Here is a 23,340-nt window from a genome sequence, read left to right on the forward strand (position 1 = left end):
GCGACCGGGTGGGCAGCTCCGGTCCGGTCGGGTGGTCCATTGCGGTACCCCACGCCATAATAGACTGCGACGGTCGCGGTCGGGAGGGTATGGTCGACGGCGAGGACCACCCGCAAGCCATTGTCCAGGGTTTCATAGCGCAGCGGGATATCGATGCCATCGTGGGCCGGTGTCTGGGCTGAAGCAGCGGCCGCGATGGATGCACAAAGCGGCAGGGCGAGCGCGGCAATGGCCCGGACGATGATACGCATGACACTCACCCTGTCTGGCTGGTCACCGGCTGCAAATCGGCGACCGGTCTCTTTCCATCAAGCCCGTGCCCGGGCGACGGGTCAAACGCCCGGGACAATTGGCAGGCTATTTGCCCCGGTCAAAAAACCGTCCCGGTCAGCATTGTGGCGACCAGCAACAGGCCGGTTGTGCGATTGGACTTGAACAGGTCGAGACAGCGTGGCCCGTCTTCGATATCGAGGCGCCGGACCTGGTTGAACAGATGCGCCGTGTAGAGGGTAAACGGGATGACGATCCACGGCTCGGCCCGGCTCAACCAGATCGCCAGCGCCAGGAGGATGGCGTTGGCGCCGTAAAAGCCGGCTACCCAGTATTGCGAATTCTCGCCGAACAGGCGGGCGGTGGATTTCACGCCGACCAGGGCATCGTCCTCGGCATCCTGATGGGCGTAGATGGTGTCATAGCCCAGGGTCCAGAACACGGCCGCGACGTAGAGCACGATCATCGCCAAATCGATACGGCCGGTTGCGGCGGTATAGGCGACGGGAATGCCCCAGTTGAACGTCAGTCCCAGCCAGGCCTGCGGCCACCAGGTGATGCGTTTCATGAAGGGATAGGCCGCCACGAGCAGCAGGGAGGCAAGGCCAACCGCGATCGCGATCATTGGCAATTGAACCAGCACGATCAGGCCGACCAGGGCTTGTCCGGCAAGGAAGGCCCAGGCCTGTTTCAGTGTTACGGTTCCGGCCGCCAGTGGCCGGTCGGCGGTGCGCGCGACCCGGGCGTCGAGCTCGCGGTCGACAATGTCGTTATAGGTACAACCCGCCCCGCGCATGGCGATGGCGCCAATCGCAAAGAGCGCGGCCAGCCACAGATCGTGCAGGACCAGGCCGTCGCCAATCCGCGCCATCATCAGTCCCATCCAGCAGGGAAGGGCCAGCAGCCAGAAGCCGATGGGCCGGTCATAGCGGGCCAGGCGCAGATAGGGGCGCAGTGCCAGCGGCGCTCGGTCGACCCAGGATGTTGGCAGGCTGTCGGCGACTCGCCGGTCGAAATTCAGTTGCATCAAGGGTGTTTGGCAAAGGCTGACGGCCAATTCAAGGCAGGAATGCGGGATTGGCAGCGGGACTTGACGTCCCGGGTTTGCGCGGTCAAAGCGGAGTGATGTCGACCGATCCCCGCCTTTTCATCGATGCGCCGTTATCCGCAGGTGCCGCGGTGCCACTGTCGCGCGAGGATGCGCACTATCTGATCAAAGTCATGCGCCGCGGCGAGGGCGATGTCGTACGGGTCTTCAATGGCCGGGATGGCGAATGGTCGGCGCAGATCGCCCACGCGTCGCGCAAGGGTGCGGGACTGACAGTGGGCGATCAGACGCGACCGCAACAGGGCGTGCCTGATCTGTGGCTGATGTTCGCCCCGGTCCGGCGCACCAAGACCGAGCTCATCGTCGAGAAGGCGACCGAGCTGGGCGCCGCCGTGATCGAGCCCGTGGTCACCGAGCGCACCCAGTCCGACCGTATCAAGGCCGAACGCCTGCAGGCGATCATCAAGGAAGCGGCCGAACAGACCGAGCGGCTCGACCTGCCGGAGCTGCGTACCAGCGAAAAACTCACCGCGGTACTGGAAAACTGGCCAGACGAACGGGTTCTGGTTTTTTGTGATGAGAGTGGCGATGAGACCGACGCGGCATGGGGTGGGGCACGCGGGCGTGGCCTGCCCATGGCATCTGCACTCGCGGACCTTGGCGACAGGCCGGCGGCGATCCTGATCGGTCCCGAGGGTGGCTTTTCACCAGCCGAGCGGGCTCGTCTGCGCAGCCTTGATCACGTCATCCCGGTGACGCTGGGGCCGCGGATACTGCGCGCTGAAACAGCGGCAATCGCAGCGCTGACAATCTGGCAGTCGACCTGTGGTGACTGGCGTTAGCGGGGGTTCGCGCGTCACAAGGCCGTGAATCTCAGAGCCAAACCCTTGTTACCGGCGCAGTGCCCCCATATCTGTTGCGGACATTTGAAACGGCGGGGGCGCTTGGCATGAGCGGCACGTATAATCCGGGCGGCGAAGGTGCTCCCATTGAAAGCCTCGACCAGCTGACGGCCTATTTCGCCGCCGGTGAGAAGCCGGAGACGGCGTTCCGCATCGGGACCGAGCACGAAAAATTCGGCTTTGCCCTGGGCGATCACACCCCCCTGCCTTTCCGCGCCGAGGGCCCCAGTGTCGAGAAGATGCTGTCGGGCCTCGAGCGCTTTGGCTGGCAGCCGGTGCGCGAAGGCGGCGAGTTGATCGCCCTGAAACGCGATGGGGCTTCGATCACCCTGGAGCCGGGCGGACAGTTCGAACTGTCCGGTGCGCCGCTGGAAACCATCCACCAGACCTGCGCCGAGGTGAATTCCCACCTGAAGGAAGTGCGCGAAGTGGCCGACGAGATCGGCGCCGGCTTCCTCGGTCTTGGTTTCTCGCCGAAATGGTCGCTGGAAGAGCCGCCGATGATGCCCAAGGCCCGCTACGGGCTGATGAAGGCCTATATGCCGAAGGTCGGCTCGATGGGGCATCAGATGATGTTCCGCTCGTGCACCGTGCAGACCAATCTCGATTTCTCGACCGAAGCCGACATGGCGAAGAAGTTCCGCGTCTCGCTGGCCCTGCAGCCGTTGGCGACGGCGCTGTTCGCCAATTCGCCCTTCAAGGATGGCGGCCTGCACGGCTTCCTCTCCTACAGGGCCCATGTCTGGACCGACACCGATAACAATCGCACCGGCATGCTGCCCTTCGTTTTCGACGAGGGCTTCGGCTATGAGCAGTATCGCGACTGGGCGCTCGACGTGCCGATGTATTTCGTCAAGCGCAAGGGCGAGTATCTCGACGCCACCGGCAAGTCCTTCCGCGATTTCCTGGACGGGAAGCTCGACGTCGTGCCGGGCGAGAAGCCCGTGCTGAGCGACTGGGAAGACCATCTCTCCACCGTCTTCCCGGAAGTGCGGCTGAAGACCTTCCTGGAAATGCGCGGCGCCGACTCAGGACCGTGGAACACGCTGTGTGCCCTGCCGGCCTTCTGGGTCGGGCTGCTCTATGACAACACGGCGCTCGATGCGGCCTGGGATCTGGTCAAGGACTGGACCGAAGCCGAGCGGGATGCCCTGCGCATCGGTGCCGCCAAGACCGGTCTGCACACGCCCTTCCGCGACGGCACCTTGCAGGACATCTCCCGCGAAGCCTTGGCGATCGCCCGCTCCGGCCTGCGCGCCCGCGCCCGTCAGAATGGTCATGGCGAAAGCGAAACGCTCTTTCTTGATGATCTCGACGAGATTGTCCGCACTGGACGGACCCGAGCCGAGGACCTGATCGACCGTTTCAAGGGCGAGTGGGACGGGTCGATCGAGCCGGTCTTCACCGAGTGCGCCTACTAGGCCCGACGCCGAAAATCCGTCCCCGGATGAACGCTGCACACCCAAAAGTGTAGCGCTCCCATGCATCAGGCCGTCGCCGAGGCTTGAGCCTTGCCCGCGCGCGTGGTCAATTGCGCCCCTATTTAAAGCCCGCGTGGGGCGGGTACTGGGGAGATACGCGTGACGGACACGACCGCAACGCCGGGTAATGCACCCAATAATGAAAACAAGGACACCTCCTTCTTCGGGCATCCGAAGGGGCTGGCCATTCTGTTCCTGACTGAAATGTGGGAGCGCTTTTCCTATTACGGAATGCGCGGCCTGCTGATCATCTACCTGACTCAGCACTTCCTGTTCTCGGACGAGAGCTCGGGCATCATGTATGGTGCCTACACGGCGCTGGTCTATATCATGACCATCATCGGCGGCACGCTTGCCGACCGTTATCTGGGACAGCGAAAAGCCGTCACCTACGGGGCCATCCTTCTTGTCATCGGTCACGGCCTGATGGCGTTCGAGGGCAGCGGCTCGCGCGAAATGTTCGACTATGACGGTGCCGAATACCAGCTGACGCTGGACGGTCGCGGCGGTGACGCCAACCAGATCGTCGTGGCAGCGGACGGCGCGATCTCGCAGATCAGCTTTGCCGAAAGCGGCACAGTGATGCAGGTCGCTGAACCGGAACTCGTCGGCCTGCCGGCGGAGATGCCGTTCTCGAGCGACATGACCCGAGTCGAGCGTGAGGAGCTGTACGTCAACATCCTCTATTTCGCCCTGGCGTTCATCATTGCCGGTGTCGGCTTCCTGAAGGCCAATATCTCCACCATTGTCGGCTCGCTTTACGGGCTTGGTGACACGCGACGGGATTCGGGTTTCACGATCTTCTACATGGGTATCAATCTGGGTTCCTTCCTGGCCTCCTTCTCGGTCGGCATCATCGGGATCTACTGGGGTTGGGCCTGGGGCTTCGGCCTGGCCGGTATCGGCATGCTGGCCGGCCTGTTGACCTTCCTCTTCTTCCAGCCCTGGCTTGAGGGCCGGGCCGAGCCGCCCAACCCGGCCAAGCTGAAGGAAAAGGTCCTCGGCTTCATGAATGTCGAATGGGCCTGCTACGCGACCGGTATCGCCATCGTTCTGGTGTCGATGCTGATTGTGAAATTCCCGGACATGTTCGCCGATGTGGCGGGCTGGCTGGGCATCGCCATGTTCCTGGTTCTGATTGGCTATGCCATCACCAAGACCCAGGGCGATGAGCGCAAGAAGATGTTCGCGGCGATCTATTTCGTCCTCGCACAGATCCCGTTCTGGGCCCTGTTCGAGCAGGCCGGCTCCTCGCTGAACCTGTTTACCGACCGTCTGGTCGACCGCACCATGTTCGGCTGGTCCGTTCCGGCGCCGGTCTTCCAGTCGCTCAATGCTGGCTTCATCTTCCTGTTCGCGCCGATCATGGCGTGGCTGTGGATTTCGCTGGCCAAGAAGGGCTGGAACCCGTCGACACCGGTCAAGTTTGCTCTGGGTGTCTTCCTCGCTGGTCTGGGTTTCTACACCCTGGTCGGTGGCATGGGTGCCAGTGGAGCGACGGGCCTGACAGCCGTCTACTTCATCTTCCTGATCTACTGGATCCACACCATGGGTGAGCTGATGGTGTCGCCGGTTGGTCTGTCGGCTGTGACCAAGCTGGCGCCTGCTCGCGTGGTCGGCATGACGATGGGGGCCTGGTTCCTCTATTCCGGCCTGTCCAACTTCCTCGCCGGTGTGATTGCATCGTCGACCGGTGCCGACACGATTGGCGGTCAGTTGACCGACGTCGCAGCGGCCAAGGCAGGCTATGTGGAGGTCTACTCCAATGTCGGCCTCGTCGGCATGGGCATCGCCCTCCTGATGCTGTTGATCTCGCCGCTGATCAAATGGCTGATGGCCGGTGCCGATGGCACGACGATTGTCGCGCACCCGACCGAGACCGAGGCTGGCGGACCCTCCGTGGACCGCTAGTCGGGCGTATTCGACTCAGTACGGGAAAGGCCGCGGAACCCTCAGGTTTCGCGGCCTTTTCTTTGCGCGTTGACGGGTGGATCAGAGCCCGGGCATCTGCACCCGGTTGCCATTGCATTGCGTCGCCTCGGTGGTGCCGGATATCTCGAACACGCCGGCGGTGCGGTCGACCCGGATGCGGGCGTATCGAAGCGTGTCCATGCCGAGGATCATGGCCGGCTCGTCGGCCCAGCCCAGCGCCTCGAACACGTCGAGATCCGATTGCAGGGCCGGCGCCTGGTCGACACACAGTCCGCCGATCTGCAGCTGGCGGATCAGGACCGGTCGGGCCTCCTCGCCATCCGCATCCTCGATTCCCGTGACAGCGACATTGACGTTGAACTGGATGCCGGTATCGAACAGGTGCCGCCGCAGCTGGCGATTGATCAGCGTGTGCGAGCTGCCGGTATCGATTATGACATGGACCTGGCCGGAGCGACGACGCAGCCGGGCTTCACCGATCAACAGGCCACGGCGTTCGATCTGGCCGTCGGGATACTGGGCCGCCTCGCTGTCGAGGGTCAGCTGCAGGGCGTCGAAATTGATCTCGTAGCGGTCGGCGTCGATAGCGTCGGCGCCCAGCAGGCCGGCCACCGGCAGCGGGTGGTCGGCCGGCACCGGGATGATGACGCTGTTGACGCTGACCGGGTCGAGACCGGGTACGTGCAGCTGATTGATCTGGTAGCGCTCGGCGTCGAAGCGGGCATTCAGCGACTGCACCAGGTCAAAGGTCTCCCATTGCGACACGAAGCCGATTTCCTCGGCGACGGTCTGGGCGATGGCGGTGTGGCTGGCGCCGGTGTCTAGAATGAAGAGGCGCGGCTCGCTGTCTTCCAGCGTCACCGGCAACAAGAGATGACCGCTGGCGGCCCTTTGGAGCTGGACTGGCGTCTGAGCAGCGGCTGATCCTGCCAGGGCCGTTCCAGCCAGAAGCAGGGCAAGGGCGAGAGATTGAAACGCCCTGGGTCGGGGCTGGTATGAATGGCTCGGCATGCGCGCTCCTGTGCCTGGTCGCGTGGCAAGGGCCCCCGCGAAGATGGTGCGCCAGCCGCCCCCACGCCGGCACAGGACTATCAGATTGCCCGGCCCGATTTGGGGGGGTGGGCAGATCATCAGCCTAGCCGCAGCCCAATTCCATCGCCACTCGATTACGGTCTGCTCTCCCGATTGTGATCGGCAGCGGCGAGGGGGGCGCCGCTGCCGTCAGTGTCCGCATCAAGATCCTCAGAACGTGCTGCGGGCGCTGATCTGATAGGTCTGACCCATCGTGAAGTTCCGATAGTCGCTCCCGGTGATGATGCCGCTGGCCCGGGACCCGTCATAGAAAACGCGCTGACGGTCATCACCGGTATTGAAAACACCGTCGACCTGGGCGCGGAGCGTGACGCCGAAGAAGCGGGTGGTCTCGACATAGATGTCCAGATCGCCATCGGTATTGTCGTGCAGCTGGTATTCCCGCGAGCGGAACACTTCGCCGTCGGTGACCCAGTGATAGTCCCAACCCCAGGCCATCTGGCTTTGTGGGAAGGTCTGGCGGAAATCGAGGGACAGTTCCCACTCCCGGGTTCCCGACCAGGGGCGGTCGAAACCGGTCAGCGGGTCCTCGACATTGGTGTCATACCATTCAAGGAAGACATCGAGCACGGCATTGCTGAGGCCAAACGAGTCCAGCGGGGTGGTCATGTTGCCGGTCACGCGCAGATTGGTGCCGTCGCCGATATTGCCCGGTGCGTCGAACACGCCGGTCGGGGTGACGATGGACACCCAGCCGTCGAGATCCTCGACCCAGTCATAGCCGATCTGCAGCGAGAAGGAGCCGGCATCGCCGAAACGACGTTCCCATTCGGCTTCCAGCGTCCAGGTGCGTTGCGGCACATAGTCGGGATTGCCAAGGGTGGAGTTGTTGTCGGTCACGTCGACCGAGGAGGCGAACTTGCCGAACTCCAGCTGGTCGACATCACGACGGCCGGTGAACCGGAAGCGGTTGCGGTCATCGGAGCGGTAGTTCAGCGTCACGCTGGGCTTGGGATAGGTGAAGGAGCGCGTCTGCTGCGCGTCACCGGTCTGGGCGATTTCCGAAAACTCGTAGCGCAGGCCGCTTTCCAGGCTGACGCGATCATTGATCTGCCAGACATGGTTGGCAAACACTTCGCTGCGGCTTTCCTCGACCCGGGTTTCGGCAACCGGCAGGTTGATCGGGGTAATTGTGACGCCGTCATTTTCCGACAGCGCCAGATGGGTGTCGCGGGAATTGATTGCGTGTTCACCGCCGACTTCCAGTGAATGACGTTCATTGGGGTCCCAGGACAGGGTCTGGCGGAAGGCGGTCTCTTCCATTTCAGCGCCGGCGCTGACGATGACCGAGTCGGTGAAACCGGCGACAGGGTCATAATTCTCGTAGGCTTCCGGTCCGTCTTCCCACCGGTCACGGGTGGCCAGCAGCATGGTCTCGATCGAGATCCGGTCGGTCAGGTCGCGTTGGTAGGACAGGGTGCCGGAATACAGGCTGCCATGGTTTTCGGTCTCGTTGTGCTCGAGCCGGTGCGGCGTCAGCGTGTTGCCAGCGACCGAGTCATAGGCGGCATGGCGGACGCGGGTCCAGGTCCAGATATTTGCGCGGGCATCCATGCGCAGACGCGAATTGTCATCAATGTCCCAATTCATCGACCAGCTGGGCGCGAACTCTTCATACTGGCGCTGGTCATTGTCGGACCCGCGCGAGAATTCGACGCCATTGGCATCATGGCGCGACTCGCGGCGCTGGACGCGATTGCCGGACATGCCGGTATCGAGGCCGAAGGTCATTTCGGTTGGGCCGACGGGGCGGGAATAGGAGGCGATCAGGCGCGGGCCGAGCCGTCCGCTGTCGGACACCTGCAGGCGGGCATCCCAGGACCCGGACTCGCCGGCACCTTCGCGCAGGATGACATTCACCAGCCGTGAGTGACCGCGCATGTCGTATTGCGGCAAGGCTTCCTGGATCAGCTCGACGCGTTCAACATCATCAACCGGAATGCGTTGCAGCACGGTTTCCAGTGAGAGCGACTTGTTCGATGGACGGCGCCCGTTGATCAGGAGATTGCCGAAGCTGTCACCCAGTCCGCGGCGGCTGGTATCCCCGTTCGACAGGCCGAAACCCGGAACGCGTGAAACCATGTCCAGCGCCGTGACCGGCGCGAAATCGGTGAAATAGTCAGGATTATAGCCGGCGACGCCCGCCTGCCGCTGTACCTGTTGCTGTCCGGCATTGCCGGCAGCTGGTGCGTCCTGCATGGCGCCGGCCGCTGTGGTCGCCAGTGCGCCGATGAAAACACCGGCCACCCCGTTCATGAATGTCCCTCGCATAATGTCCCTACGCTTTGTGCCTGCCCAATGCCCCGTTGCCTCGGTGTAGGGGTGACGTAGCGGCGGTGAAACGTAACCTTCCGTAACGTTGGTCACGCGGGCGTTACACAGCATCAGACAAACGCCTCGAACTCATTGTCCGAACGCCTGCAGGCCAACGGAAATGCAGCCCTGCCCGGAGCGGGCAGAGCTGTCATTTCGCTACCTCATGAAATTTTGGTCAGGTTCCGGCTGGGGCCGGAAATGGGGCCTAACCGCCGGAACCGCCAACCGTCAGGCCAGAGATTTTCAGGCTGGGCTGGCCGACGCCAACCGGGACGCCCTGGCCGCCCTTGCCGCACATGCCGACACCGGGGTCCATCTCGAAATCATCACCGATCATGGTGATCTGGGTCAGCGCGGTCGGGCCATCCCCGATCAGGGTGGCGCCCTTGACCGGGGCGACCACCTTGCCGTCCTGGACCCGATACGCCTCGGTGCACTGGAACACGAACTTGCCGGAGGTGATGTCGACCTGGCCGCCACCGAAATTCACGGCGTATATCCCGTCCTTCAGGCTTTCGACCATTTCCTCGCGCTTGTGCTCGCCCGCGAGCATGTAGGTATTGGTCATGCGCGGCAGGGGTGGGTGGGCGTAGGACTGACGGCGACCATTGCCGGTCGGCTTGTGACCCATCAGGCGGGCATTCATCCGGTCCTGCATATAGCCTGTCAGGATGCCGTCCTCGATCAGGACGGATCGTTCGGTCGGAGTGCCTTCATCATCAATGGTCAGCGAGCCTCGGCGTTCCGGCATCGTGCCATCATCGACCACGGTGACGCCCTTGGCAGCGACCTGCTGGCCCATCCGGCCAGCGAAGGCGGATGAACCCTTGCGATTGAAATCACCTTCCAGACCGTGACCAACGGCCTCGTGCAACAGCACGGCAGGCCAACCCGGTCCGAGCACCACGTCGAACACACCGGCCGGCGCGTCGACGGCATCCAGATTGACGCGCGCAATGCGCAGCGCTTCGTCGGCCAGCGGCTTCCAGGCGTCGGGCGTGATCCAGCGATCGAACTCGGCGCGGCCACCGGCGCCGGCGGATCCGGTCTCGCGGCGACCGTCGCGCTCCACGGTGACCGACACATTCAGGCGCACCAGCGGACGGACATCGCTTTTCATGTCACCGCCCGAACGCAGGATCGAGACCGAGCGTTTGGCACCGGCAATAGAGGCGGAGACCTGGACCACGCTGGCGTCCTTGGTCCGGCAGTAGGCATCGATTTCCTGAAGCAGGGCAGCCTTGGTCTCGAAACCGGGACGGGCGACCGGGTCGATGGCGTCATAGAGTTTTCGGTTGGTGCCCGCAGGCGGCGGTGCGAGCACACCGGCATGGCCGCGCTTGACCGCCGAGGCCGCCTCGGCGGCGCGGCGAACCGCGTCCAGGGTCGGGTCGGAAGAGTGGGCATAACCAAATGCGTCACCGGCTACGCAGCGCAATCCGAAACCGCGCGAAGAGTCCAGATTGGCGGCTTTCAGGCGCCCATCGTCAAAGACCAGCGATTCGGAAACCTCGGTTTCGAGAAACAGTTCGCCATCGTCGGCACCGTGCAGGGCGTCGTGCAGGATTGGCTGGACGCTGTCGGCATCGAAATCGAACTGGCTGATCGGATCATCGGACATGATGCGCGCACTCCCGGGGGCTTCTCGACTTCATACATAGTCGAGCCGACCGCGGGCGTGAACACAAACACGCCGGTTGAGCACAGTGCGCCCGTCCCGCGTCAGGCGGGCAGGGTGCTGGCATGTCCTATCGTGACGTGATGCGAAAGCGGGACAGTTCGCTCACCGGACGATCCCAACCCGGTCGCAGATGGCGCGCCTGTCGGTAGGAATCATAGGCCGCCGCAAGCTCGTCGAGGGCTTCAAGGGCAATGCCGCGATTGAGCCAGGCATCGGCTTCGCGGATGTCATGGTCGCGAATCGCCAGGTCGGTCTGCTCGATCGCTTCCTGGTAACGACCCAAGCCGATCAGGGCGCAAGCACGGTTCACCGCCAAGGCACTGGGCGGGAAACCGCCCATTGATTCAGCGGTTTCGAAATCGTCGAGCGCATCGAGATGCCGGTTCTGGTGAATCTTCAATATCGCCCGATTGACCAGCGTAGCGGCGCGATCACGCCGGGTCACACGGCTGTCGCGCAGGGCAGTATTACAGTCCTGCATCGCCCGTACGTCATGGCGCTGGGCCATGGCGTGTCGATAACAAGCGGCGGCTGGGGATTGGCCCAGCACCTGAAGTTGTGCGGCTGCCGGGGCGGTACTCATACAAACCATCAGGGCAGCGAGTGAGACGAATGGACGCATCGGTCGCTCCTTTTCGTTGCTATGAACCGCTCCATAGTAACCCGGTGATGGAACAACGCCTGATCATAACTTCGCGAGCTGGGCATGCGACCTTTCGCAGGCGTTCATTCTCCTGTAATGCGGCGCCCAGTGTGAAAGACACGAGAAAAAATGCCGTTGATGGCCTGACAGGGCCGGAGACGCTCTCTATATTCCGCCGCCATCGGTGGGATTTCCGCCTTAATGCCTGACTTGTATGGGGAAGCCATGCGATTCCTGACCGCACTTGCGCTCACTTGGACGACCTTCGCTGCCACTGCGTTCGCTACGCCCGGACAGCCGACTGACGGAGCGTTGGGCTTGCAGCCCTCCGTGACACCGATCATGGATGACATCACGTCCTTCCATAATCTGCTGTTGATCATCATCACTGTCATCACGCTGTTCGTGATGGGTCTGCTGATCTGGGTGATGATCCGCTATAACCGGAAGGCCAATCCGACGCCGTCCAAGAACAGCCATAACACGCTGCTCGAAGTCGTCTGGACGGCACTGCCGGTATTGATCTTGATCGGTATCGCGATCCCGTCCTTCCCGCTGCTCTATTTGCAGGACGAGCTCCCGCCGGAAATCGACTTCACGCTGAAGGCGACCGGCAACCAGTGGAACTGGTCCTATGAATATCCCGACCATGAGGTCGCAGAGTACTTCTCGAACATGGTCGAGGAAGAGGACCTGCAGCCGGGGCAATTGCGCAACCTGTCGGTTGATTACCCGCTGGTTGTTCCGGTCAATGCGACGGTCCGCCTCCAGGTCACGGCAAGCGATGTCATCCACAACTGGGCGATGCCGGCTTTCGGCACCAAGATGGATGCCATCCCGGGACGGATCAATGAAGCTTGGTTCGAAGTGACCGAAGAGGGCGTCTATTATGGGCAGTGCTCTGAATTGTGTGGCCTGCGCCACGCCTTCATGCCGATTGAAGTCCATGCCGTGCCCCAAGACGTCTTCGACGCCTGGATCGCGGCCAAGGCCGAGGACGAATACTCCGAAGCCGCCGACGCGATCATCGCTGAATACACCGCCGCGCGGGAAACGCGCCTGGCGCAACTCGACTAGGGATGGGCTGAACCATGTCTGCTGACGCCGCAACGCACGACGATCACACCCCCAGCATGTGGGACTGGCGCCGCTGGGTGCTGTCCACCAACCACAAGGACATCGGCACGATGTACCTGATCTTCGCGATCGTCGCGGGGATCATTGGTGGCGGCCTGTCCGGTCTGATCCGCTGGGAGCTGATGGAGCCGGGCCTTCAGGTCTTTACCGGTGAGGACACCGGTTGGGGTGCCCTGTTCGGAAATGCTCACAACTACAATGTTGTGACCACGATGCACGCTTTGATCATGATCTTCTTCATGGTCATGCCGGCGATGATCGGCGGGTTCGGCAACTGGTTTGTGCCGCTTATGATCGGCGCGCCGGACATGGCCTTCCCGCGTATGAACAACATCTCGTTCTGGCTGCTGCCGGCCTCCTTTGCCCTGGCCCTGATGTCGATGTTCGTACCGGGCGCTGGTGCCGATCTCGGCTTCGGCGGCGGCTGGGTGCTCTACCCGCCGCTCTCGACCTCGGGACACAATGGCCCGGCGATGGATCTGCTGATCCTGTCGCTGCACATTGCCGGTGTTTCGTCGATCCTTGGCGCGATCAACTTCATCACCACGATCTTCAACATGCGCGCTCCGGGCATGACCATTCACAAGATGCCGCTCTTCGTCTGGTCGGTGCTGGTGACGGTCTTCCTGCTGCTGCTGTCGCTTCCGGTTCTCGCCGGCGCGCTGACCATGCTGCTGACCGATCGCAATTTCGGCACGGCTTTCTTTGATCCGGCCGGCGGCGGTGATCCGGTGATGTACCAGCACCTGTTCTGGTTCTTCGGTCACCCGGAGGTCTACATCCTGATCCTGCCTGGTTTCGGCATTATCTCGCACATCGTCTCGACCTTCTCGCGCAAGCCGATCTTCGGCTATCTCGGCATGGCCTATGCGATGGTGGCGATCGGCTTCATCGGCTTTCTCGTGTGGGCACACCACATGTACACCGTCGGTATGCCGGTTGACCTGAAGGCCTATTTTGTCGCTGCGACTATGGTCATCGCGGTTCCGACCGGGATCAAGATCTTCTCATGGATCGCCACTATGTGGGGCGGCTCCATGGAGTTCCGTACCCCGATGATGTGGGCGATCGGTTTCATCTTCCTGTTCACCGTTGGCGGTGTGACGGGCGTGGTGCTGGCCAATGCCGGCGTCGACCAGGCCCTGCACGACACCTATTACGTGGTGGCGCACTTCCACTATGTGCTGTCGCTGGGTGCCGTGTTCGCGATCTTCGCGGGCTGGTACTACTGGTTCGAGAAGATCTTCGGCGTGAAGTACAATTCCTTCCTCGCTCGCGCCCAGTTCTTCTTCTTCTTCATCGGCGCCAATGTGATCTTCTTCCCGCAGCACTTCCTGGGTCTGCAGGGAATGCCGCGCCGCTATGTCGACTACCCGGACAATTTCGAGTTCTGGAACTCGGTCTCGTCCTGGGGCTATGTGATCATGCTGGTCGGAATGATCCTGTTCTTCGCGGTACTGGTGGACGCCATTGTCCGACGCCGCAAGGGCGAGGCCAATCCGTGGGGCGAGGGTGCCACGACGCTGGAGTGGACGCTGTCCTCGCCGCCGCCTTTCCACCAGTTCTCGGAACTGCCGAAGATCAAGTAGGGCGGACACTTGGACACCATCGTGACCCCAAGCGACCATCGCGCAGAGGGCGAGGCTGTTTCGACAGCCTCGCCCCGCGACTATTTTGACTTGATGAAACCGCGGGTGATGACGCTGGTGGTCTTCACCGCCTTTGCCGGTCTCATTGCGGCTCCGGTCGATGCCAATGCCTTCCTGGCGGTGATGTCGATCCTGTGCCTGGCCGTGGGTGCCGGCGCCGCCGGCGCGCTCAACATGGCCTATGACGCCGATATCGACGCCACCATGCAGCGCACCCGCAAGCGCCCGATCCCGCGCGGCGTGGTGTCGGTGAGCAATGCCTATGGGTTCGGCGTGGTGGCGGCGGTGCTGTCGGTCTTGCTGATGGCGCTGGCCAGCAATTACCTCGCCGCCGGCCTGCTGGCTTTCTCGATCTTCTTCTATGCCGTCATCTACACGATGATCCTCAAGCGCTCGACACCGCAGAATATTGTCATCGGTGGTGCCGCCGGTGCTTTCCCGCCGATGATCGGCTGGGTCGCGGTGACCGGCGAAATCTCGCTCGACGCGGTTATCCTGTTCATGATCATCTTTCTGTGGACGCCGCCCCATTCCTGGGCGCTTGCGCTCTACAAGTCCGGTGACTATGCGGCGGCCAATGTGCCGATGATGCCGGTCGCCAAGGGCGCCAAATCCACGCGCCTGCAGATCCTGCTCTATTCTGTCGTTCTGGTCGTTTTCGCCGGTGCGCCGGTCCTGACCGGGCTTGGCGGCGCCGTCTATGGCGTGACCTCGCTGGGTGGCGGGGCGCTCTTCCTGCTGCTCGCCTGGCGCATTTTCCGCTCTCGCGCCGGAGAGGCGGGATCGGCGGAAGAGGGCGCATTGTACGCGGTGCGGGCCGGTGACAAGGCCGCCCGCGATCTTTTCGCCTATTCCATTGGCTATCTGACGGTGCTTTTTGCCGCATTGATTGTTGAGCACGCATTTGGTGCATATGTGGCCATTCCCGGAGTGAGCCCATGACTCAAGACAATGACCTGATGAATGCCCGCGAAGGCCAGCCGACCGGCGAGACACTCAAGCTGACGCCGGAGCAGGAAAAGGCCCGCAACAAGCGCAATTTCGTGATCGCCTGGTCACTGGTCGGTTTCATGGTTGCAGTATTTGCGATCACGGTCGTCCGGCTGGGCCAGACCGCGGCTGCAGCGGCAGGGGTGGGGGCATGATCCGGCTGCCCGCCAACAAGAACGCGCGCGTCGCGGCATTCGCCGCGGTTGGCGCGGCTGTAATGGTCGGTGCGGCCTATGCCTCGGTCCCGCTTTATGACCTGTTCTGCAAGGTTACCGGCTATGGCGGCACGACCCAGGTCGCGGTCGGTGAGGCGGGCGAGATCCTGGACCGTGAAGTCACGGTCTTTTTCGACGCCAACACCAATCGCAATCTACCCTGGACCTTCGAACCGGTGCAGCGATCGATGACGGTTCGTCTGGGCGAGACCGCGCTCGCCTATTACACGGCGACCAATGATTCGAGCGTGCCGGTTACCGGTGTCGCCACTTTCAATGTCGCGCCCTACAAGGCAGCAACCTATTTTTCGAAGCTGGAGTGTTTCTGCTTTACCGAGCAAACACTGCAGCCGGGCGAGAGCATCGAGATGCCGGTGCTGTTCTTCGTCGATCCGTTGATGGACGAGGAGCGGCGCCTGGATGATGTCACCGGCATCACTCTGTCCTATACGTTTTTTGAGTCCCAAGACGGGGGGTCGGCCAGCGCCGACGCCGCGCCTTAGCATTGAACCTTTCGGGTGTGCCGCGTATCAGGGGCACACTTCGCTGATTTGAGATCGCAGGAGATTCGCGATGGCTGGGCATGCTGCCAAACACGACTACCACCTGGTTGACCCGAGCCCGTGGCCGTTTGTGGGCTCTGTGGGCGCCTTTCTTCTGGCTGTCGGCGCTGTCGGCAACATGGCTGGCCTGGTTGGCGCTGATCATCCGCTGGCCTTCATGTATGCGGACGGCTCCTGGGGCGGCCTGATCCTCGGTTTCGCCGTGGTCATCTATACGATGATCGGTTGGTGGGGCGACATGATCAAAGAGTCCAAGAAGGGCGACCACACGGCCGTTGTCGATATCGGCATGCGCTATGGCATGATCCTGTTCATCGCCTCGGAAGTCATGTTCTTTGTCGCTTGGTTCTGGGCCTTCTTCGAATACGCCATCTTCCACGAGGTCCGCATGGACCCGGCACTCGCGACCTGGCCGCCGGCCGGGGTCGAGACCTTCAATCCGTGGCACATCCCGCTGATGAACACCCTGATCCTGCTGCTCTCGGGCACCACGGTCACCTGGGCCCACCATGCCCTGCAGCATGATGACCGCAAGGGCGCCATCACCGGTCTGATCTTCACGGTTGTTCTGGGTGCCTGCTTCACGGCGCTGCAGATCGTCGAATATGCCGAAGCCGGCTTTGCCTTCTCGATGGCCGATGGTGGTAACCTCTATGGCTCGACCTTCTACATGGCGACGGGCTTCCACGGCGCGCACGTCCTGATCGGCACCATCTTCCTCGCCGTCTGCCTGATCCGCCTGCTGGCCGGTCAGATGAGTGCGAAGAAACATTTCGGACTCGAGGCTGCGGCCTGGTACTGGCACTTCGTTGACGTGGTCTGGCTCTTCCTGTTCGCCTTCGTCTACGTCGTCTATCAAGGCTGATAACCGATATGGATAAGCCCTCCCCGTTTTCGACAGGCCTCCAGGGGCGCTGCCCGAAATGCGGGGAGGGCGCCATGTTTGACGGCCTCCTGAAGATCGCGCCGCGCTGCGATGTCTGTGGCGCCGATTTCGAAAGCGCCGATGTCGGCGACGGGGCTTCGGTCTTCGTGCTTTTCATTGTCGGCTTTCTGGCCATGGTCCTCTTCCTGTTGGTCGAGGCCGCCTTCCACCCCGCCTGGTGGGTGCACGTGATGTTGCAGCTACCTTTCGTGCCGATCGCGTGCATCGTGACGCTGCGACCGATCAAGGGCCTGCTCTTCGCCCTGCAATTCCAGAACGACGCCCGGGAGGCGCAACTGGACGATTGAGGCCGATCCGCCCCGGCGATGGCCTGCTCCCGGCAAGGACACTGATCGACATGCCCAGCTTCCGGCCGCTACCCGTCCTCACAGTTTTTACGCTGGCCAGCCTCCTCCTCCTGATGACCCTGGGCAGCTGGCAGATGCAGCGCATGGCCTGGAAGTCCGATCTGATTGCAGCCTATGAGGCACGAGGCGCCGCGGTAAGTTTCCACGAGGCGATCTGCTCACCGGCCGAAGGCTTGTTCTCGCCACCGGTGACCGGGCCTGTCCCCCTGACCGGCCAGACCCTGCGCCTCTACACCTTGCGTGAAACGGCCGGATGGATGCGGCTGGCGCTCATGCGCGCTCCGGCCTGTCAGGTGGGCGCACCGCCACGCTATCTGCTGGTCGAAGTGGCATTCGAGGATTGGGCGACCGGCGAACAGGCGCCGGTACGGACCTGGCGTGTTGAGACACCTCCGGCTGCAGGTCTTTTCACCCCGGGAAACGATCCGGATACCAATGCGTGGTATAGCCATGATGCAGAGACGATGGCGGCAGCATTCGGGATCGACCCGGCCGCACTGCTGGATGTCTGGGCGCGGGCGGACAATGGTCTGCCATTGACGCTGAGCCAGACCCCGCCGGCCAAGCATCTGGGCTATGCCCTGACCTGGTATGGTCTGGCGCTGGCCCTGGTCGCGGTTTACCTCGCCCTGCACGCCAGCCGTGGACGGCTGCGACTATCAAAGCCATCGCAAGATGGCGACAAGGACAAGAAGGCGGAATAATATCCGCCCCGGGACGGAGATCGAATTTGGCAGTCTGGCGCGAAACCTCGTGGGACGAAACACTGACTGGGCAGGGCATCCGCCTCCGGGCTCCGACATTGTCGGACTATGAAGGCTGGGCAAAGCTGCGCAGCGCCAGCCGCACGCACACCGAACCCTGGGAGCCGGCCTGGACCAGCGACGAGCTGTCCAAGGGTGCCTTCCGGCGCCGGATCGAACGCTACCAGGCCGATCGCGAGGCGGGGTTGGGATATCCCTTCTTTGTGGTCCGTTCGCGCGATGATGTCCTGCTGGGCGCCTGCAATCTCAACAATGTTCGTCGCGGCGTGCTGCAATCAGCCGATATCGGCTACTGGATCGGCTCGCCCTATGTCCGCAAGGGGCATACGCGTGGCGCGGTGCGCCGGGTGCTGTCGTTTGCGTTCGACGAGTTGCGGCTGCACCGTGTCGAGGCCGCCTGCCAGCCTTCCAACAAGGCATCTCGACAATTGCTGGAGTCGGTGGGTTTTGTTCATGAGGGGCGCTCCCGCTCCTTCCTCAATATAGCCGGCGAGTGGCGTGATCATGATCGTTTCGCCATTCTCTCGAGTGATTTGCGCACATGACCGAAACCGGATTTGAAGCCGGAGTGAGAGCCGCCGGTGCTGTGGCCTTTGCCTGCGACCCGGCGGCTGGTCAGGTTCGGCTGACCGGTGACACCACCGCTTTCGGCCTCGAAGCCGACACCATGGCCTGGCAAGACTTCCTCGATCGTTTGGGTCCGGCTGACCAGTCCCGCCTGATCGCCGCCATGGACCGTGAGCTGGTTGATCTGCGCATTCGGCTGATTGGCGCCGATGATCGGCTTGTCTATGTCCGGCTGCTGGGCCGCCGGGGTGAAGATGGGCGGGTTGAAGGCCTGATGACGCCGGCCGGGGCCACGCGGGATCTGCCCGGCCGGATCGGCGAGGAACATACGCTGGCCAATGCGGTGCAGAACGGTGAACTGCTGGCCTGGTATCAGCCCATCATCGCGCTCGACAGCGGCCGCCTGGCCGGCTTCGAGGCTCTGGCACGCTGGGATCGGCCCGGTGTCGGGGTTCTGGCGCCGGACGATTTTCTCGTCATGGCCGACGAGCTGGATCTGCTGAACCGGATCTCGACCACGGTGCGCGGCCATGCCGTGGCCGACCTGTCATCCTGGCGCAAGGCCCATCCGGCTGCGTCCGGCCTGTTCATCTCGGCCAATGCGACGGTCAGTGAGCTGGTCGATCCGTCATTCGTGACGGCGCTCATGGCAAGCGTTGCGGACGCGAAGCTTCCTGCCGGTGCGTTCAAGCTGGAGATTGCCGAGACCGAGATCATGCACGACCCCGACCCCGCCGAGAACGCCATGCAGCGCCTGTCGGCAGGCGGTATCTCGTTGGCGCTCGATGATTTCGGGACCGGGTATTCATCGCTGGCACGGCTCGACATGCTGCCCTTCGACGTGGTCAAGATCGATCGCTATTTCGTGCGAGCGATGGCCGGCGACGAAGCAGCGGGTACAGTTGTGCAGTCGGTGATCCAGCTGGCCACGCATTTTGGCATGAAGGTTGTGGCGGAAGGTGTCGAGAACGCGGCCGCTGCCGAACGATTGGCGACTATGGGCTGCCAGTATGCGCAGGGATATCGCTATGCCGGTGCACTGGCGCCTGATGCTGCAGAGCGGGCCTTGGTGGATGGCATGCCAGGACATTTCAAACCGCCCCTGCCAGCCTGACCCGGCAGGGGTATCAGCCGCGCAGGCGTTTCAGCGTACCGGAGAAGTTCAGGCAGGGCTCACCGTCCCCGGTGATCAGGCCGCGCACGAAGATCAGCGACCCGCCCGCTCGTAGCACTTCCCCACGAGCTTCCATCAAAGCGCCTTCCTTCGCACCCGAAATGAATTCGGAGGTGAAGGCTACCGTAACCCCGTAGCCAGACGGGGCCAGCGCCTCGTGGGCGATCCCGAACAGGGCGAAATCTGCAAAACTCATCAGGCAGCCGCCATGCACCGCGCCCATCCCGTTGAGATGACGGCGCTCCGCCCGGAATGCCATCTCGGGGCCGTCGGCGCCAATCCGCATATAGAACGGCCCGACCGTTTGCTCGAACGGGTCATCGGGCCAGATGCGCCAGCCGGCGAACTCGCCAGTTTCCACGATTTGGGGAGCCATGGGCAATATCCGGAGTTGGTTCGATCAGGCGTGACCGGACAGGGCGGAAAGGTGCTGCGGGCTGATCCCGAGTAGTTCGAGTGCCCGAGGCCACTTGTCCGCGTCCTCGGTGTCAAACACAAGGTCTTCATCCATGTCACAGACCAGCCACGCATTGGCGACCAGCTCAACGTCCAACTGTCCTGCGCCCCAGCCAGAATAGCCCAGCGCCAGCAAACTGCGTTGCGGAGGAGAAGCCGAAGCCATGGCTTCCAGGACATCCTTGGTCGCGGTCAGGCCGATTCGGTCTGTAACGGGCAGCGTCGCCTCGTCATTGGCGTAGTCGCGAGTGTGCAACACGAAGCCGCGATCCTTGTCGACCGGGCCGCCAGACAGGACAGCCCGGTCGGGCGCGGGATGGCTGCCTTCGACCTCCAATTGCTCGAAAAGGTCGGGCAGTAGCAGCCCGTCCGCCGGCTTGTTGACGATGATCCCCATCGCCCCCTCCGGTGTGTGATCGCAGATCAGGATCACCGATCTGTCAAAGCGCGGATCGCCGATCGCAGGCGTTGCAATCAAAAGCTTGCCGCCGAGGAAGGTCTCGTCCACATGTGTCGTACTTGCAGGGGCCATGCGAGCCATGTTCACCCCAAAAGGGGGACGCGTCCAGCCGGGTTCCCGCTATCTTGCCGTGCGGATTGCCGCCATTACTGATCTACAGGAGAAATGCCATGACCATCTCGGTCGGAGATCGCCTTCCCGCCGCCAGCTTCATGACCATGACCGCTGACGGACCGAACAAGTTGAGCACGGACGATGTGTTCGCCGGCAAGACCGTGGCCCTGTTCGCGGTGCCGGGCGCCTTCACGCCGACCTGTTCGGCCAAACACCTGCCGGGCTTTGTCGAGAAGGCCGCTGAAATCCGCGGCAAGGGCGTCGATACGATTGCCTGCCTGTCGGTCAATGACGTCTTTGTCATGGACGCCTGGGGCAAGTCCCAGAATGCCGGCGACGATGTTGTCATGCTGGCGGACGGCAATGGCGAGTTCGCCAAGGCAGTCGGTCTGGAAATGGACGGCACGGGTTTCGGAATGGGCGTGCGCGCCCAGCGCTTCTCCATCCTGGTCAAGGATGGCGTGGTTGCCGAACTCAATGTCGAAGCACCGGGTGAGTTCAAGGTTTCGTCGGCCGATCACATTCTCGGCCAACTCTAGTCCCGGCCCGTTCCGGGCTGGTCATCAACAATAAAAGGGGGTTCGCATGGACTTTGGATTGATCGGAATTGGTGTTCTTTTCATCCTCGCACTGTTCATCATCGCATCGGTGATCAAGACGGTGCCGCAGGGCAAGGAATTCACCGTCGAGCGCTTCGGGCGTTTCACGCGGACCCTCAAGCCCGGACTTCATTTCCTGGTGCCGTTCATCGACACCGTTGGCTACAAGATGAACATGCGCGAGCGCGTCCTCGACGTGCCCAACCAGGACGTCATCACCAAGGACAATGCGACCGTCTCGGTCGACGCCGTTGTCTTCATCCAGGTGCTGGACGCACCGCGGGCGGCGTATGAGGTCGACAATCTCGATTTTGCTATCATCAACCTGTCGCTGACCAATGTGCGGACCGTGATCGGCTCCATGGATCTCGATGAAACCCTGTCCAAGCGAGACGAGATCAATGCCCGCCTGCTGGGTGTGATCGACGCCGCTACCAATCCCTGGGGTGCCAAGGTCACCCGGATGGAAATCCGCGACCTGTCGCCGCCGGTCGACATCACCGAGGCCATGGCCCGGCAGATGAAGGCCGAGCGCCTGAAGCGGGCCGAGATCCTGGAGGCGGAAGGCTCCAAGCAGTCCGCCATCCTGCGCGCCGAGGGCGAGAAGGAAGCGGCGATCCGCGAGGCCGAAGGCCGCAAGGAAAGTGCCTTCCTCGACGCCGAGGCCCGCGAACGTGAAGCCGAGGCCGAAGCCCGCGCGACCCAGATGGTGTCGGATGCCATCTCCAAGGGTGATGTGTCGGCGATCAATTACTTCCTCGGCCAGAAATACATCGAGGCGTTCGGCAAGCTGGCGACCAGCGAGCAACAACGCACGGTGATCATCCCGGCTGAATTCTCCAACATCCTGTCGACCATCACGGGTGTCGGTGAGCTGGGCAAGGCGGCGCATGACGCCGTCACCGAAGCCACGCGCAAACCCTAAGGTCTGCGCAGTCGTGAAGGAGGTCTCATGATGGAAATGCTGTTGTCGGTCTTTGATCGCATGAATCTCTGGGCCTGGTGGGCCGTCTCTGGCGTGATCCTGATCGCCGAGTTGCTCACCGGCACGACCTATCTCCTGTGGCCGGCGGCAGCTGCCTTCCTGACCGGTTTTGTGGCCCTTGAGGTGCTCGGCGTCAGCTGGCCGGTCCAGCTGGCCGTGTTTGCCCTGCTGTCCTTCGTCCTGCTGTGGATCGGTGACCGCTGGGTGCGCCCGTCCATGATGGCTGGCGGCTCCAGCGGGCTGAACGATCGTTCGGCTCGCATGGTCGGACAGCGGGTCAGCGTCGTTGCTGATTTCGCCTCCGGACGGGGCCGGGTCAGCTACGGCGACAGTGAGTGGGCCGCCGAGACGACAGACGGCACCAATCCGGTAGCCGGATCGACCCTGAAAGTTGAAGCTGTCAACGGAGTCGTCCTGACGGTTGTTTCGTGAGCGAAGCATTCGGGCGAGCCCTGCGCATATCATATGACAGGGTTCGCTCAAATTTTAGCGTTCAAAGAAAGCCTGCGGCAATCCGATCCGCCTAAACCCGCGCTCATAGTCGTACCCAACAACGCCGAGTGAGCGCCATGAACAACAAAATTCTCTCCGCCCTTGTCTGCTTTTCCGCCATCATCGCCCCGGTCGCCGTGAGCGCTCCGGCTGCTGCCAATAGCGGCCCGGAGCGTGAGTCCGTCGAGCTGGTCGCCCCGGAATACCCGCGCGGCGCCGAGCGTCGCGGCATCGAAGGGACTGTCCGGATCGCCTACTCGATCGACGCTAGCGGCAATGTGGTGAATGCCGAAGTCGTCGAAGCCACGCCGGCCGGAGTGTTCGACCGCGCCGCGCTTGCCGCCATTGAAAGCTGGCGCTATGCCCCCGCCGCGAACCAGACCGACGGCCATTCCCGCGAACTGGAATTTCGTCTCGGCGACTGATCCTGACCGCCAACCGTCCCGGATGAAGAGCCGCCCCCCGCCGGGCGGCTCTTTACGTTTTCTTGCCCATTTCGACCCAGTATTGGTCTTTC

At 62.6% G+C, this 23,340-nt stretch carries 24 protein-coding genes and 1 pseudogene; 17 read left to right on the forward strand and 8 right to left on the reverse strand.

Translation table 11 applies throughout. From position 1 onward, the window contains the following. Nucleotides 1-251 (reverse strand): annotated as a pseudogene (locus tag ACN0X9_RS13305) (insulinase family protein); the annotation flags it as partial. Nucleotides 252-370: 119 nt separating this feature from the next. Continuing rightward, a complete protein-coding gene (gene ubiA, locus ACN0X9_RS13310; protein ID WP_417488051.1) occupies nucleotides 371-1,297 on the reverse strand; it encodes a 4-hydroxybenzoate octaprenyltransferase in 927 nt (308 codons plus the stop codon). A gap of 98 nt (nucleotides 1,298-1,395) precedes the next feature. Between ubiA and ACN0X9_RS13315 the strand changes: the two genes are divergently transcribed. The 3 genes from ACN0X9_RS13315 (at nucleotide 1,396) to ACN0X9_RS13325 (ending at nucleotide 5,612) form a co-directional block, all read left to right on the forward strand. Next, nucleotides 1,396-2,160 carry a 16S rRNA (uracil(1498)-N(3))-methyltransferase gene (locus tag ACN0X9_RS13315; protein WP_417488052.1) on the forward strand — a complete coding sequence of 255 codons (765 nt, stop codon included), beginning with the start codon at nucleotides 1,396-1,398 and terminating at the stop codon, nucleotides 2,158-2,160. Nucleotides 2,161-2,267: 107 nt separating this feature from the next. Then, complete coding sequence (locus ACN0X9_RS13320; protein ID WP_417488053.1) at nucleotides 2,268-3,641, forward strand: glutamate--cysteine ligase; 1,374 nt, start codon at nucleotides 2,268-2,270, stop codon at nucleotides 3,639-3,641. A 159-nt stretch (nucleotides 3,642-3,800) separates the two neighbouring features. Continuing rightward, complete coding sequence (locus ACN0X9_RS13325; protein WP_417488054.1) at nucleotides 3,801-5,612, forward strand: peptide MFS transporter; 1,812 nt, start codon at nucleotides 3,801-3,803, stop codon at nucleotides 5,610-5,612. An 81-nt stretch (nucleotides 5,613-5,693) separates the two neighbouring features. Here ACN0X9_RS13325 and ACN0X9_RS13330 read toward each other — a convergent pair whose 3' ends face one another. The 4 genes from ACN0X9_RS13330 to ACN0X9_RS13345 form a co-directional block, all read right to left on the reverse strand. Next, complete coding sequence (locus ACN0X9_RS13330; protein WP_417488055.1) at nucleotides 5,694-6,644, reverse strand: aspartyl protease family protein; 951 nt, start codon at nucleotides 6,642-6,644, stop codon at nucleotides 5,694-5,696. 231 nt (nucleotides 6,645-6,875) lie between these two features. Beyond that, a complete protein-coding gene (locus ACN0X9_RS13335; RefSeq protein ID WP_417488056.1) occupies nucleotides 6,876-8,981 on the reverse strand; it encodes a TonB-dependent receptor plug domain-containing protein in 2,106 nt (701 codons plus the stop codon). A gap of 265 nt (nucleotides 8,982-9,246) precedes the next feature. After that, nucleotides 9,247-10,662 carry a metalloprotease TldD gene (gene tldD / locus ACN0X9_RS13340; RefSeq protein ID WP_417488057.1) on the reverse strand — a complete coding sequence of 472 codons (1,416 nt, stop codon included), beginning with the start codon at nucleotides 10,660-10,662 and terminating at the stop codon, nucleotides 9,247-9,249. Between the two features lie 127 nt (nucleotides 10,663-10,789). Further along, nucleotides 10,790-11,344 (reverse strand): hypothetical protein, encoded by a 555-nt coding sequence (locus ACN0X9_RS13345; protein WP_417488058.1) that lies wholly within the window; start codon nucleotides 11,342-11,344, stop codon nucleotides 10,790-10,792. A gap of 246 nt (nucleotides 11,345-11,590) precedes the next feature. On the opposite strand from ACN0X9_RS13345, the gene coxB reads away from it, so the two are divergent. The 10 genes from coxB (at nucleotide 11,591) to ACN0X9_RS13395 (ending at nucleotide 19,657) form a co-directional block, all read left to right on the forward strand. Next, nucleotides 11,591-12,442, forward strand: a complete 852-nt coding sequence (coxB, locus tag ACN0X9_RS13350; RefSeq protein WP_417488059.1) for a cytochrome c oxidase subunit II — start codon at nucleotides 11,591-11,593, stop codon at nucleotides 12,440-12,442. Nucleotides 12,443-12,456: 14 nt separating this feature from the next. Beyond that, on the forward strand, nucleotides 12,457-14,091 hold the full coding sequence (gene ctaD, locus ACN0X9_RS13355) for a cytochrome c oxidase subunit I (RefSeq protein WP_417488060.1): 1,635 nt from the start codon (nucleotides 12,457-12,459) through the stop codon (nucleotides 14,089-14,091). Between the two features lie 9 nt (nucleotides 14,092-14,100). Then, nucleotides 14,101-15,093, forward strand: a complete 993-nt coding sequence (locus ACN0X9_RS13360) for a heme o synthase (protein WP_417488061.1) — start codon at nucleotides 14,101-14,103, stop codon at nucleotides 15,091-15,093. Then, entirely contained in the window at nucleotides 15,090-15,296 is a 207-nt protein-coding gene (locus ACN0X9_RS13365; protein ID WP_417488062.1) for a protoheme IX farnesyltransferase, read from the forward strand. The genes ACN0X9_RS13360 and ACN0X9_RS13365 overlap by 4 nt, the downstream gene beginning before the upstream one ends. Next, nucleotides 15,293-15,859, forward strand: coding sequence for a cytochrome c oxidase assembly protein (locus tag ACN0X9_RS13370; RefSeq protein ID WP_417488063.1), 567 nt, complete (start codon nucleotides 15,293-15,295; stop codon nucleotides 15,857-15,859). The genes ACN0X9_RS13365 and ACN0X9_RS13370 overlap by 4 nt, the downstream gene beginning before the upstream one ends. Before the next feature lie 70 nt (nucleotides 15,860-15,929). After that, nucleotides 15,930-16,784 carry a cytochrome c oxidase subunit 3 gene (locus ACN0X9_RS13375; protein WP_417488064.1) on the forward strand — a complete coding sequence of 285 codons (855 nt, stop codon included), beginning with the start codon at nucleotides 15,930-15,932 and terminating at the stop codon, nucleotides 16,782-16,784. A gap of 74 nt (nucleotides 16,785-16,858) precedes the next feature. After that, nucleotides 16,859-17,152 carry a DUF983 domain-containing protein gene (locus ACN0X9_RS13380; RefSeq protein WP_417488065.1) on the forward strand — a complete coding sequence of 98 codons (294 nt, stop codon included), beginning with the start codon at nucleotides 16,859-16,861 and terminating at the stop codon, nucleotides 17,150-17,152. 50 nt (nucleotides 17,153-17,202) lie between these two features. After that, complete coding sequence (locus tag ACN0X9_RS13385) at nucleotides 17,203-17,916, forward strand: SURF1 family protein (protein ID WP_417488066.1); 714 nt, start codon at nucleotides 17,203-17,205, stop codon at nucleotides 17,914-17,916. Beyond that, nucleotides 17,913-18,521, forward strand: coding sequence for a GNAT family N-acetyltransferase (locus tag ACN0X9_RS13390; RefSeq protein WP_417488087.1), 609 nt, complete (start codon nucleotides 17,913-17,915; stop codon nucleotides 18,519-18,521). Before ACN0X9_RS13385 ends, ACN0X9_RS13390 begins: the two co-directional genes overlap by 4 nt. Next, complete coding sequence (locus ACN0X9_RS13395; protein WP_417488067.1) at nucleotides 18,518-19,657, forward strand: EAL domain-containing protein; 1,140 nt, start codon at nucleotides 18,518-18,520, stop codon at nucleotides 19,655-19,657. Before ACN0X9_RS13390 ends, ACN0X9_RS13395 begins: the two co-directional genes overlap by 4 nt. 13 nt (nucleotides 19,658-19,670) lie before the next feature. Here the strand turns inward: ACN0X9_RS13395 and ACN0X9_RS13400 are convergent, their stop codons facing one another. Both ACN0X9_RS13400 and ACN0X9_RS13405 read right to left on the reverse strand, forming a co-directional pair. Further along, the gene (locus ACN0X9_RS13400; protein WP_417488068.1) at nucleotides 19,671-20,093 is read right to left on the reverse strand and encodes a PaaI family thioesterase; all 423 of its coding nucleotides are present in this window, start codon (nucleotides 20,091-20,093) and stop codon (nucleotides 19,671-19,673) included. A 24-nt stretch (nucleotides 20,094-20,117) separates the two neighbouring features. After that, nucleotides 20,118-20,705, reverse strand: a complete 588-nt coding sequence (locus ACN0X9_RS13405) for a YqgE/AlgH family protein (RefSeq protein ID WP_417488088.1) — start codon at nucleotides 20,703-20,705, stop codon at nucleotides 20,118-20,120. Nucleotides 20,706-20,803: 98 nt separating this feature from the next. Here ACN0X9_RS13405 and ACN0X9_RS13410 point away from each other — a divergent pair, with 98 nt between their 5' ends. The 4 genes from ACN0X9_RS13410 (at nucleotide 20,804) to ACN0X9_RS13425 (ending at nucleotide 23,248) form a co-directional block, all read left to right on the forward strand. Further along, nucleotides 20,804-21,286: a peroxiredoxin gene (locus tag ACN0X9_RS13410; RefSeq protein ID WP_011644159.1), complete on the forward strand. Its 483-nt coding sequence runs from the start codon at nucleotides 20,804-20,806 to the stop codon at nucleotides 21,284-21,286. A gap of 46 nt (nucleotides 21,287-21,332) precedes the next feature. Beyond that, the gene (locus ACN0X9_RS13415) at nucleotides 21,333-22,271 is read left to right on the forward strand and encodes an SPFH domain-containing protein (protein WP_417488069.1); all 939 of its coding nucleotides are present in this window, start codon (nucleotides 21,333-21,335) and stop codon (nucleotides 22,269-22,271) included. Nucleotides 22,272-22,298: 27 nt separating this feature from the next. Continuing rightward, the gene (locus ACN0X9_RS13420) at nucleotides 22,299-22,763 is read left to right on the forward strand and encodes an NfeD family protein (protein WP_417488070.1); all 465 of its coding nucleotides are present in this window, start codon (nucleotides 22,299-22,301) and stop codon (nucleotides 22,761-22,763) included. A gap of 137 nt (nucleotides 22,764-22,900) precedes the next feature. Continuing rightward, nucleotides 22,901-23,248 (forward strand): energy transducer TonB, encoded by a 348-nt coding sequence (locus tag ACN0X9_RS13425; RefSeq protein WP_417488071.1) that lies wholly within the window; start codon nucleotides 22,901-22,903, stop codon nucleotides 23,246-23,248. The last annotated feature ends 92 nt before the right edge of the window (nucleotides 23,249-23,340 follow it).

The sequence above is a fragment of the Maricaulis sp. genome (genome assembly GCF_048268525.1).
Lineage (GTDB): Bacteria > Pseudomonadota > Alphaproteobacteria > Caulobacterales > Maricaulaceae > Maricaulis.